The 12,049-nt window shown below is 61.8% G+C and carries 12 protein-coding genes; 10 read left to right on the top strand and 2 right to left on the bottom strand.

Features of this window, described 5'->3' with window-relative positions; translation table 11 throughout:
- Nucleotides 1-342, top strand: a 342-nt coding sequence (locus IP76_RS12360; protein ID WP_156318558.1) for an iron chelate uptake ABC transporter family permease subunit, incomplete at its 5' end; no start/stop codon positions are given.
- Nucleotides 343-643: 301 nt separating this feature from the next.
- Here the strand turns inward: IP76_RS12360 and IP76_RS12355 are convergent.
- Complete coding sequence (locus IP76_RS12355; protein WP_054158506.1) at nt 644-1,552, bottom strand: LysR family transcriptional regulator; 909 nt, start codon at nt 1,550-1,552, stop codon at nt 644-646.
- 161 nt (nt 1,553-1,713) lie between these two features.
- Between IP76_RS12355 and IP76_RS12350 the strand changes: the two genes are divergently transcribed.
- From IP76_RS12350 to IP76_RS12320, 7 genes are read left to right on the top strand one after another with little or no spacing between them, the layout of a single operon-like run.
- A complete protein-coding gene (locus IP76_RS12350; RefSeq protein ID WP_054158505.1) occupies nt 1,714-2,838 on the top strand; it encodes a BMP family ABC transporter substrate-binding protein in 1,125 nt (374 codons plus the stop codon).
- A gap of 29 nt (nt 2,839-2,867) precedes the next feature.
- Nucleotides 2,868-3,977 (top strand): ABC transporter permease, encoded by a 1,110-nt coding sequence (locus IP76_RS12345; RefSeq protein ID WP_054158504.1) that lies wholly within the window; start codon nt 2,868-2,870, stop codon nt 3,975-3,977.
- Nucleotides 3,974-4,897, top strand: coding sequence for an ABC transporter permease (locus IP76_RS12340; protein ID WP_054158503.1), 924 nt, complete (start codon nt 3,974-3,976; stop codon nt 4,895-4,897). Before IP76_RS12345 ends, IP76_RS12340 begins: the two co-directional genes overlap by 4 nt.
- Nucleotides 4,898-4,934: 37 nt before the next feature.
- The gene (locus tag IP76_RS12335) at nt 4,935-5,612 is read left to right on the top strand and encodes a cysteine hydrolase family protein (protein WP_054158534.1); all 678 of its coding nucleotides are present in this window, start codon (nt 4,935-4,937) and stop codon (nt 5,610-5,612) included.
- A complete protein-coding gene (locus IP76_RS12330) occupies nt 5,609-7,147 on the top strand; it encodes an ABC transporter ATP-binding protein (RefSeq protein WP_054158502.1) in 1,539 nt (512 codons plus the stop codon). The genes IP76_RS12335 and IP76_RS12330 overlap by 4 nt, the downstream gene beginning before the upstream one ends.
- On the top strand, nt 7,147-7,812 hold the full coding sequence (locus IP76_RS12325) for a cysteine hydrolase family protein (protein ID WP_054158501.1): 666 nt from the start codon (nt 7,147-7,149) through the stop codon (nt 7,810-7,812). Before IP76_RS12330 ends, IP76_RS12325 begins: the two co-directional genes overlap by 1 nt.
- Nucleotides 7,805-8,137: a cupin domain-containing protein gene (locus tag IP76_RS12320; RefSeq protein ID WP_082352514.1), complete on the top strand. Its 333-nt coding sequence runs from the start codon at nt 7,805-7,807 to the stop codon at nt 8,135-8,137. Before IP76_RS12325 ends, IP76_RS12320 begins: the two co-directional genes overlap by 8 nt.
- Nucleotides 8,138-8,320: 183 nt before the next feature.
- Here IP76_RS12320 and IP76_RS12315 read toward each other — a convergent pair whose 3' ends face one another.
- On the bottom strand, nt 8,321-9,787 hold the full coding sequence (locus tag IP76_RS12315) for an FAD-dependent oxidoreductase (protein ID WP_245281451.1): 1,467 nt from the start codon (nt 9,785-9,787) through the stop codon (nt 8,321-8,323).
- A 134-nt stretch (nt 9,788-9,921) separates the two neighbouring features.
- Between IP76_RS12315 and leuC the strand changes: the two genes are divergently transcribed.
- Both leuC and leuD read left to right on the top strand, forming a co-directional pair.
- Nucleotides 9,922-11,367 (top strand): 3-isopropylmalate dehydratase large subunit, encoded by a 1,446-nt coding sequence (leuC, locus tag IP76_RS12310; protein WP_054158500.1) that lies wholly within the window; start codon nt 9,922-9,924, stop codon nt 11,365-11,367.
- Nucleotides 11,368-11,988, top strand: a complete 621-nt coding sequence (leuD, locus tag IP76_RS12305) for a 3-isopropylmalate dehydratase small subunit (protein ID WP_054158499.1) — start codon at nt 11,368-11,370, stop codon at nt 11,986-11,988. It abuts the gene before it with no gap.
- Nucleotides 11,989-12,049 lie beyond the last annotated feature (61 nt).

The raw sequence follows: 12,049 nt of genomic DNA, 5'->3' as shown, positions 1-12,049 counted from the left end.
ATCCTGCCGCTCGGCCCGGCACCTTCAACTGCGGTGGGCATACCGCTGGCGCAATCGAGATTGATGTTGTTTGGGCTTGATGGCCTGATGACGGCCGCCGCAACGCTGACCGTTGGCCCGCTCTCTTTCGTCGGCCTTATGGCCCCGCATTTTGCGAGAGAAGCTGGTCTTAAACGTGCACTGCCGCAGATGATCGGGGCAGCCCTTATCTGTGGGGGACTCATGGTCATCGCCGATTTCGTCGGCCGTACCAGCGCGGCGCCCTACCAGATTCCAGCAGGGCTGGTGTCTGCCCTACTCGGTGCTCCGTGTTTGATGTATCTGTTGGGTAGAAGACGTTAGGCTGCGTCAATGCGCTGAGATGGACGGGCCTAAAACGTTCTACCGCGTATCGAACAAGTCGCTACAAACCGCGCCCTCAGTCGGCACGGTTTTGTTACATTAACTGAAGTTTTCGATGAAGGTTACATTGCGGCCTACCTCCCCTGAAAATCCAGGAACCTCATGTCCTTATCGGCCTCGGTAACTTACGGTGACAACACCGCCCGCATAGAAGGTGGCCCTGCAAATTACGGCAGCGCCCCTAGCAGAGACCAAGGTGGAGGGATTACCTCCCCAACTCTGGGGCGATCTCGTTAGGGCTTTAAGAGACTTCAAACTGGCTGGCGAGGCAGTTGGTTAGTTGCGAGGCAAAACGTGCGGCTGCCACTGGCAAGGTGCGACCCTTCAACTGACCGAGGTAGAGGATGCCGGCGGGAACGTCGCGCCCATCGAGCGGGCGTGAAACCATCCAGCCGGTCGAGGTCTGGTTCGAGAGACCTATGGGGATCTGGAATGTAAGGATGTTCTCGATCACCGCGTGGTTGCGCAGGAATTCAAAATTGTCGGACTGTATAACCGGATCGAGGCGCACGCCGGCAACGCGCATGGCAATGTCGAGCAGATGGCGTACACCATAGGCCGTCGTCGGCAGCGCGATCGGGTAGTCGACACAATCAGATAGCCTAACCTTTGCCCTTGCTGCCAACGGATGGTCAGGGGACATGACGACATGCACCGGTTGGCGCACACGGATAAGCGTCATGAAGTCCGTCAGACGCACAGGCTCGAAGACGATAGCAAGATCGGCACTGTGATCCACGAGCGCGTGCTCAGCCGCCTCACGATCCCTCAGATGGACGCTGAAGGTGACGTTCGGGTGTTCCTTGCGATAGAGCGCGATTTGACTCGGCAAGAAATAAGGCAAGAGTGCCTGGCTGCAGGCAATCGATACATGGCCGCGCCGCACGCCCGAGAGATCGGCGATCTGCGAACGCACCCGTTCCATGTCCGACAATTGGTTGCGGATGTGGTGGATATAGATCTCACCGGCAGCCGACAGGCGCACCCCATGCGGTAGCCGTTCGAAGATCGGCACGCCCAGCTCTTCCTCCATCGCCAGAATGCGCCGATTGAGCGCCGTCGACGTGATGGCGAGCGTGTCGGCGGCGGCGCGGATCGAGCCGGCCTTCACCACTGCATCGATGTAGCGGATGGAGGCGAGATAGCGCATGAAAGGCCCTGTTTACGGTGCTGCATTTTTTGCAGCAGGCTGGCCAAAACATAGCACAAGACAGAAGCGCGTCCAACTGGATTACTGCCTCCGACAGCCGGAGACCGAGCCCACAGAACCGGGGCCGTGCCGGCCCAACGAACACAAAGGGGAACGAGCACATGTCCAGGATCCTGATGCCTAATCGTCGCCAGTTTCTGATGAACTCAGCAGGCCTTGCCGGTGCTGCGGCCCTTTCCGGTTTGCTGCCAACCGGTGCGGCGCGTGCCGCCGGCCTTACCGTCGGTTTCATCTATGTCGGGCCGAAGGATGATTTCGGCTACAACCAGTCGCATGCCGAAGGCGCGGCCGCCGTCCGTGCGATAGAGGGTGTGACGGTTATCGAGGAAGAACAGGTTCCCGAAACGGTCGATGTGCAAAAGACCATGGAGAGCATGATCAGCTTCGATGGCGCGACACTCCTATTCCCGACCTCCTTTGGTTATTTCGATCCCCACATCCTCGCTTTGGCGCCGAAGAACCCGGACGTCCGCTTCCAGCATTGCGGCGGCCTTTGGACGCCGAGCAACCCGATGAATGTCGGCTCCTATTTCGGCTATATCGGCATGGGCCAGTATTTGAACGGTATCGCGGCCGGCTATGCAACCAAGACGAAGAAGATCGGCTTCGTGGCCGCAAAGCCCATTCCGCAGGTGCTCCTGAACATCAATTCCTTCCTGCTCGGCGCGCGTGCCGTCGATCCCACGATCACCTGCCAGGTCATTTTCACCGGCGAATGGTCGCTGGCGGTCAAGGAGGCGGAAGCCACCAATGCGCTTGCCGACCAGGGTGTCGACGTCATCACCTGCCATGTGGACGGCCCGAAAGTGGTGATGGAGACCGGAGCCGGTCGCGGCATGTACCTGTGCGGCTACCACGCCAATCAGAGCGCGCTGGCGCCGGAGAAATATCTGACCGGAGCGGAGTGGAACTGGGCCAAGGTCTATACTGACATGGTCAAGACAACGCTTGCGGGCGGCAAGATCGAAAACTTCGTGCGCGGCGGGCTGGCAGACGGCTTCATCAAGATGAGCCCACTCGGGCCGGCCGTGACGCCAGAGGCGCGCACCCGCTTCGAGTCCGTGCAGGCCGAGATCATGAAGGGCGGTTTTGCCGCCATCAACGGACCGCTCAAGGACAACAAGGGCAATGTGGTGGCGACCGCCGGCCAGGCGCTGGTCGAGACCGATGTCGCGCTTGAGAGCATGAACTACCTCGTCGAAGGCGTGGTCGGCTCCACCTCTTGAGAGAACAGCACGGGCAGGAGTTGTCGATCATGAGCCTGCAGGTCGATCAGGTGGCATCGCTCTATGGACGGACCGGCTTCCTGACGGAGGCCGGCGCCCGTCGCATCGAGGCGGCCCTTCTGCCGCTGGCTGCCGTCCTCGCGGGCATGGTCGCCTTCGCGGTCTTCCTCGCCCTGCTTGGCAAGTCGCCGGCTGAATTTTACGGGCTCGTCCTGAAGGCGGGCTTCGGCACGGCCTTTTCCTGGACAAACACACTGACGCGCGCAGCCCCGCTGCTGCTTGCGGCGCTCTGCGTTGCGCTGCCGGCGCGGCTCGGGCTCGTCATCATCGGTGGCGAGGGCGCAATCGTACTTGGCGGCCTGGCGGCAGGCGTGGTCGCCATGCTGATGCCGGGCCTTCCGGCTGTCATCGGCATCGCTCTCATGGCGGTGAGCGGCATGACCATCGGCGCGCTATGGATCGGCACGGTCGGTGCGCTGCGCTACCTGCGCGGTGTGAACGAGACGATCTCGAGCCTCTTGATGGCCTATATCGCGATTGCCCTGATGAATCACCTGATCGAGGGCCCCTTTCGCGATCCGGCAAGTCTGAACAAACCCTCCACTGCACCGCTGCCCGACGCCTGGCGGATTGGCGAGATGCCGGGCATCGGCGTCCACTGGGGGCTTGCCTTCGGCATTCTCGCCTGCATCCTCGCCTGGATCCTGATCGAGCGTACCACCATCGGGTTTGCGGCCCGCATCGTTGGCGGCAATGTGCGCGCCGCCGAGATCCAGGGGCTTCCGGCCGGAACGCTCGCCATCGGCTTCACGGCACTTGGCGGCGCCTTCGCCGGGCTCGCCGGCATGATCGAGGTCGCGGCGATCCACGGCTCGGCCAATGCCTCGCTGGCCGCAGGCTACGGCTATACGGGCATCCTCATTGCCTTCCTCGCCCGCCATAACGGGCTCGCGGTCATCCCCGCCGCAATTCTGTTTGCCGGTATCGAGGCGTCGAGCGGGCTCATACAGAGGCGCATGGACCTGCCGGATGCGGCCGTGCTGGTTCTGGAGGGCATGGTCTTTATCGCCATACTCCTGTCCGACACGCTGCAGGGTCGCATCCGCTTCCTTGCACTCCTTGAGCGGAGGCAGAAATGACCGATGATATCGGGTTTTGGGGCGTGCCCCTTGCGATCCTTGGCGGTGCAATCCGTGTCTCCACACCCTTCATATTCGTGTCCATCGGCGAGTGCCTGACGGAACGCTCTGGGCGTATCAATCTCGGGCTTGAGGGCACGCTGGTCTTCGGCGCCATGAGCGGATATGCAGTCGCCTATCAGACCGGATCGCCATGGCTCGGCACCCTGGCTGCCGCCTTTTCCGGCCTGCTTTTCGGCCTCTTGCATGGCTGGCTCTGCCGCCTGCCGCGCGTCAACGATATTGCTATTGGCATTGCGTTGATGATCTTCGGTACGGGCCTCGCCTTCCTGTTCGGCAAGCCTTATGTGCAGCCCGTCGCACCCGATCTGCCGACCATCCCGCTCGGTGCCTGGTCAAGCATGCCCCAGGTGCAGGCCGCACTGAATGTCAATGTGCTCTTCCTTGCCGGCATCCTGCTTGCCTTCGTAACGGCCTGGATGCTGAAGAACACCCGTGTCGGGCTTACGATCCGGGTGGCCGGCGACAGCGCCGATGCGGCCCGTGCACTCGGCATCAACGTCAACCAGGTACGGCTCTGGAGCACGGCGGCAGGCGGGGCGCTTGCCGGTGTGGGCGGCGCCTATCTTTCGCTCTACTATCCCGGCAGCTGGAACGAGGGCATCTCCTCCGGCCAGGGGCTGATGGCGGTGGCGCTGGTGATCTTTGCCCGCTGGAACCCGATCAACTGCCTCTATGCATCGCTGCTGTTCGGCGGAGCCGGCGCGCTCGGTCCGGCTTTGCAATCTGTCGGCATCACCAGCGGCTACTACCTCTTCTATGCAGCCCCTTACGTTCTCACCCTCGGGCTCCTGGTGGCGACAAGCTCGCGCACCCGGGCCATGCCGTCTGCACCCGGCGAACTCAGCATCATCAAGTGAAGAGTGCCGCACCGGCGGCAAGCGAATGGAGACCACGATGACCACCATTCAGGCAGATCCCTATCTCTGGCCCTATAATGGAGATCTGAGACCGGACAATACGGCGCTGATCATCATCGACATGCAGACGGATTTCTGCGGGCCGGGCGGCTATGTCGACAAAATGGGCTACGATATCGGGCTCACCCGCGCGCCGATCGAGCCGATCAAGACAGTGCTGATCGCCATGCGTGACAAGGGCTACCACATCATCCACACCCGCGAGGGTCACCGGCCGGACCTTTCCGACCTGCCGCCGAACAAGCGCTGGCGTTCGCAGCAGATCGGAGCAGGCATCGGCGATGCAGGTCCCTGCGGACGCATCCTGGTGCGCGGCGAGCCAGGCTGGGAAATCATCGACGAGCTGAAGCCCCTGGACGGCGAGCCCGTTATCGACAAACCGGGCAAAGGCTCTTTCTGCGCCACGGACCTCGAACTCCTGCTGCGCACCCGTGGCATCGAGAACATTGTGCTTTCGGGCATCACCACCGATGTCTGCGTGCATACCACCATGCGCGAGGCGAATGATCGCGGCTTCGAATGCCTACTTCTCGAAGACTGCTGCGCGGCGACCGATCCCGGGAACCATACGGCTGCGATCAAGATGGTGAAGATGCAGGGTGGCGTCTTCGGCGCGGTCTCGGACAGTACCAAGCTCGTCGAGGCACTGCCATGAGCATCCCGCAGCAGCAAGACACATCGCCGACGCGCGCCATCGGTGTGGAAACTGTCGGCATGACCATGCGGTTTGGATCGTTCACGGCACTGAATGACGTCTCGCTGAAGATCAAAGCCGGCTCCTTCCATGTCCTGCTCGGCGAAAACGGCGCGGGCAAATCGACCCTCGTCAAATGCATGATGGGCTTCTACAGGCCGACATCCGGCCAGATGATGGTCGCCGACCGCGAGGTGGAGGTGCGAGACCCGCGTGACGCCCACGATCTCGGCCTCGGCATGGTCTATCAGCATTTCACGCTTGTGCCGTCGCTGACGGCAGCGGAAAACCTGGTGATCAGCCGTGCCGATGTGCCGGCCCGCATCGACTGGGACAAGGAGCGCGCCGCGCTTGCCGCCTTCATGCAAAAAATGCCCTTCACGGTTCCGCTGGACGTGCCGGTCGGCCGCCTCGCGGCGGGCGAGAAGCAGAAGCTGGAACTCCTGAAGCAGCTTTATCTCGGACGCCGCTTTCTCATTCTTGACGAGCCAACCTCGGTGTTGACGCCTGCAGAGGCCGACGAACTGCTCGGCATGGTGCGCGGTCTGACCACGGCTGGCGAACTCACCTGCCTGATGATTTCCCACAAGTTCCGCGAGGTGACCGCCTTTGCCGATGCGGTTTCGGTGCTGCGGCGCGGCGAGCATGTCGGGGGCGGCAAGGTCGCCGAGCTTACCACCGCAGACATGGCGGCAATGATGATCGGCGAGAAGGAGCTGGTGCGACCTGCCGCCCGTATCGCGATGAACGGCGCGCCGGTGCTCACCGTTTCGGGCGCCAAGGCGCCGGATCGATCTGGCCTCAAGACCATCGCCATCGATGATCTTGCGGTGCGCTCTGGAGAAATCGTCGGCATTGCCGGTATTTCCGGGAATGGGCAGATGGAATTGATGGAGATACTGTCCGGGCAGCGGCCGCTGTCGACGGGCAGTGTGCAGGTCTGTGGTACGCCGTTTCGCGCCACGCGGAGCGAAATGCGGGCGTTGAACGTGCGGACATTGCCGGAAGAACCGCTGCGCAATGCCTGCGCGCCGAAGATGAGCGTTGCCGAGAACATCTTCTTTCGCGATTTCGATTACTTAGCAGACAAACGCAAACTCTGGCTGGATCGGCGCCGCATGACCGCCCTGGCAGCCCGCTTGATCGGCGAATACAAGGTCAAGACTGCGTCGCTGGAGACGCCAATTGCATCCCTATCCGGCGGCAATGTTCAGCGTGCCGTGCTGGCGCGCGAGCTGAACGGAGCGGTAGACCTGCTGTTGATCGCCAATCCCTGCTTCGGTCTTGATTTCTCGGCCGTGGCGGAAATCCGCGCGCGCATCATGGCGGCGCGCAATGGAGGTGCTGCCGTCTTGCTGATCAGCGAGGATCTCGACGAGATTCTCGAACTCTCCGACCGCATCCTTGTCATGTCGGAAGGCGCAATCGTCTTTGAGACGCAAGCTGACGGAGCCGATATCGGAGAGATTGGAAGACATATGGCAGGACATCACTAATGGCAGTTATCAAGGCACGGCCCTTCGACATCACGATCACCTCGGAAAAGACCGCGCTCATCGTCATCGACATGCAGCGTGACTTCATCGAACCGGGCGGCTTCGGCGCCACGCTCGGCAATGACGTCACGCTGCTGCAGGCGATCATCCCCGCCACCGCGCGGCTGATCGAGGGTTTTCGCCGTGCCGGCCTGACGGTCATCCACACGCGCGAATGCCATGCGCCAGACCTTTCGGACTGCCCGCCTGCCAAACGGACACGGGGCAAGCCGGCGCTGCGCATCGGCGATCCCGGCCCGATGGGTCGCATCCTGATTGCCGGCGAGGACGGGGCCGACATCGTCGCCGCCCTTTCACCCCTGCCCGGGGAAACGGTCATCGACAAGCCCGGCAAGGGTGCTTTCTACTCCACCCCGCTTAGCGACATCCTGCAGGAAAAGGGCATTTCCCAGCTCGTCTTTGCCGGCGTGACCACCGAAGTCTGCGTGCAAACCACCATGCGCGAGGCAAACGACCGGGGCTATGAGTGCCTTCTCGCGACCGATGCGACGGAAAGCTATTTCCCCGAATTCAAGAAAGCCGCCATCGACATGATGACCGCACAAGGCGCGATCGTTGGCTGGGCGGCGACAGTGGACCAGATTGTTGAGGCACTCGATGCGTGAGACCCTGCATATGGCACAGTTCCTGGCGAGCCGCTGGAAGGAAGCCCCCTTCGAACATTTTCGCGATGGTGTAGAGATCTGCCGTCTTATCCAGGGTGAACCGGAACTGGCGCTCTTGCGCTATGCGCCCGGTGCCAGCGTGCCGCAGCACCGGCATACAGGGCTCGAAACCATTCTGGTTCTGGAGGGCTCGCAAAGCGATGAAAACGGCCACTATGGGCCAGGTTCGCTTGTCGCCAACCCTGAAGGCACCGTACATTCCGTGTCCTCAGCAGAAGGCTGCGTCGTCCTCATCCAGTGGACGAAGCCGGTTGAAATCCTGTGACATCTGAAAGTGCAGTCATGAAGACAGTGACCATGCCGCGCCGACGGATATTCCCGCGATCGTGCATTACACTTACTGGAAGTCCCGGGGACGGGCTTCAGCATCGGCGTTCCTAACGCCGCCTCGCGCCGGTTCTTCAGCGATGCAGCACGCGCTGATGGACGACCTGGAAGCGTGATACTGCTAGGTACTACCGGACTGGATGGCCACATTACAGGAGTCGATCGATGCCCCTGCCCCCGCAGGCGGCTCCGCCGAGATTGCACGTGCTCTAGTTGCTCCAGCGGTTCTGCCCAGGGTTACAGCAGTCAGAAGACCATTGCCGGACAGGTAGCCCGACGCGTCATTGCCGGAAACACCGCAGGCTGCTCCGCCTGCCGCATAGAGGTTCGGCAATGCGAAACCGTCCGGATTCAAAACCCGGGCGCTCGTATCAATCACCAGACCGCCCTGCGTGTGGAAAAGGGCTCCGGTGACACGCACGGCGCATAAGGGTGCGGACAGCGGCTGGGATCCCGAAAAATCACGATCGAATGCGTCGGAAGCCTCACCTCGTTTGCACGCCTCCACCTTCCCGAAGGTGCTCACAAACCGGTCTTCCGGCAGATTGATACGAGCGGCCAAATGCGCCGGGCTCTCTGCGGTGACGACAGCGCCCATGGCTTCCGCACGGCGGAAATCCTCGAACTGTCTGGTGATTGCAGCGATACGGGCATCGAACACTGTCCAGGCCAAGCCATCCGGCTGCTTGAGCACCTCTGCGGCCTGTTCGGAATAGCCCTTTGCCTCGTTGGAAAAGCGTTCGCCACGAATGTTTACCTGAAAGCCACCTTCGGTGATTGTCGCCCAGGAAATCAGGATGCCGGCGGGATGGGCGACCGAGCCATGACCCTGGTGGCCACCCAAATGGCGTGTCGCAGCACCCAGGCTCTGACCCCACAAGAGCGCATCGCCCTGATTGCCGGCATGGCCGAAATAGGTGGCTTCCGACAGCGAGGGTATGTGCTGCGCCACCAGCGTCCGATTGCCGCCATAGCCGTTGCAGGCAAGGATCAACCGATCGCAGCCAATTTCCTCCAGGGTTCCGTCGGGCCGCGCGAAGGCGAGACCGAGAACCCGATTCGTATCGTCCGCGAAGAGCGTCGTCACATGCGCATCGCAGATCACCGGGATCTCGCAGGCCTCCGCCGCCGCCCGCAGGGCGTCGATCAACTCCTCACCGGACCGCGAGGCAAGCCCATGCATGCGCCGTGCCGAATGCCCCGGGTAGCTGAAATCTTCAATGACTGAAAAATTCAGTCCGTGACGGTCCGCCAGCCATTCAATCGTCGGTCCGGCCAGGCGCGCGACATGATCCACGATGATGGCATCCGGCTCGTCATGCGCCTTCCGCAGAATGTCGCTGGCGAAGAGCTGCGGCGTGTCGGAAATACCGGCAGCGCTCTGCCAGCGTGTTGCGGCGGCTGGAATGAGGCCAGCCGACAGGGCTGTAGAACCACGCGGCAGCGGATCCCGCTCAAGAACGATGACCTCCTCGCCCGCCTCATGGGCGGACAGGGCCGCGACAAGGCCCGCCGCCCCTGCCCCGACGACAATGAGCGGTACCCGATAATCGAAGGCCTTTTCCGCAACACGAACGCACTGAGACACGATTGGCTCCATTCCCCGCATCAGACAGTTTTCTGCCATTTTGAACAAACAATAAGCTGTATTATTTTTATAACAACATTTGATTTCTCATCAAGCTCGTGCCTAAACTCCCTCAGCCAGCGAGGAAGGCAAGAATGGTTTACAGCACGGATGCGGGTCCCCGGACCCTGTTCGATAAGGTATTCGATCAACATGTCGTAGTAGCGCGGGAAGACGGGCAACGCCTGCTCTTCATAGATCGGCATTTGCTGCATGAGGGCTCGTTTCATGCATTCGACAAGTTGAAGGCGCGCGGCGCCAGCGTTGCCCGGCCGGATCTTACCTTCGGTGTCGAGGACCACTATGTCCCTACCCGAACACGGGATCTGAGCATGATCGACCCCGCGATTGCCCGCATGATCAGCCAGTTGCGCGACAATACCGCCACGCACGACCTTCGGCTGTTCGGTTTGTCTGATCCGGCACAGGGCATCGTGCATGTGCTGGGGCCTGAACAGGGGCTGACACTGCCGGGTTTCACCATCGTCTGCGGCGACAGCCACACAGCAACGCACGGTGCCTTCGGAGCGCTCGCCTTCGGTATTGGGGCGTCGGAAGTTGCACATGTTCTGATGACCCAGACGCTTTGGCAGAAGAAGCCGAAACGCATGCGCATTCGTGTCGAAGGCCAGCTTCCGCCTGGCGTTTTCGCCAAGGATATGGCCCTGTCGATAATCGCCACCATCGGCGCCGACGGCGCAGCCGGTCACGCGATCGAATATGCCGGCAGCGCCGTTCGTGCCCTTACAATGGAGGGCCGGCTCACGCTGTGCAACCTGTCTATTGAAGCCGGCGGACGGTCCGGCATGATCGCGCCGGACGAGACCACCTTTGCGTATATCAAGGCCCGGCCCTATGCCCCGGCCGGCGCGATGTTCGATCAGGCGGTCGAGGACTGGAGAGCACTCTGCAGCGATGAAGACGCCTCGTTTGACCGGGAGATAGTGCGAAATGCGAGCGAGATTGCGCCCATCGTGACCTGGGGCATTAGTCCGGAGGATGCTGCTCCGATCACAGCCAACGCACCGGACCCTGACCGGATGAGCGATCCGGCACGGGCAGCCCACGTGCGCGAAGCCCTTGACTACATGGGGATTCGGCCTGGTCAGCCCCTGACGGAGATCGCCGTGGACCGGATTTTCATCGGCTCCTGCACCAATAGCCGCATCGAAGACCTGCGCGCCGCAGCCGCCATTCTCGCTGGACGGCGGGCCCGGGTGCCGGGACTGGTATCGCCCGGTTCGGCGGTCGTCAAACGTCAGGCGGAAGAGGAAGGCCTGCACCGCATCTTCATCGATGCGGGGCTCGAATGGGTCGACGCGGGCTGTTCCATGTGCGTCGGCATGAACGGCGACCTGGTACCACCCGGGGAACGTTGTGCTTCGACCACGAATCGCAACTTCAAGGGACGCCAGGGGCCTGGAAGCCGCACACACCTAATGTCTCCGGCCATGGCCGCGGCGGCGGCTGTGACCGGACATCTGACCGACATGCGCCCCCTACTCGCAGGCCGCGAAACCGGCCTGACAGGAGGACGCTGAATGGATGCTTTCAAGGCTCTCGAGGCGATCGCCTGTCCCTTGCCAATCTCCGGCATCGATACCGACCAGCTTATCCCCGCGCGCTTCATGAAACGCTCGCGCGCCGACGGTTACGGCGATTACCTGCTTTACGACCTGCGCTTTGACGAGAACGGCCGGCCGAAGCCGGATTGCCCGCTCAATGCGTTGCGCTGGCAGGGCGCACGAATCTTGGTGACCCGACGTAACTTCGGCAGCGGTTCCTCGCGGGAAGCGGCTGTTTATGCGCTGGCGGATTATGGTTTTGCCTGCGTCGTCGCCCCGTCCTTCGGCGACATCTTCGCCAGCAATGCCGTCAACAACGGCGTGCTGCCTGCAACGGTATCGGAGGAAGATTGTGAGGCGCTGCTGGCCGGCTTGGAAGAGGGCGATGGCACCGTCCGGGTCGATCTCGAAGTCCGCGAGATCCGTGCGGCAAACCTGATAATCCCTTTCCGGGTCGATCCCATCTGGCGCACGAAACTGCTGAACGGCTGGGACGACATCGACCTGACGCTCAGCCATTTCGCGGCGATCCATGCCTTTCAGGAGAAGGATTCCGGCGCAAGGCCATGGCTTGTACCTACCTCGCGCACGGCCTGATCACAGACACTCCGAAACTGATTGACAATACAGCGATCTGTATCTTTTATAGTACAGATAA

The sequence above is a fragment of the Rhizobium sp. AAP43 genome (assembly GCF_001296045.1).
Classification (GTDB): domain Bacteria; phylum Pseudomonadota; class Alphaproteobacteria; order Rhizobiales; family Rhizobiaceae; genus Allorhizobium.
This window is presented reverse-complemented; position numbering and strand designations above follow the sequence as displayed.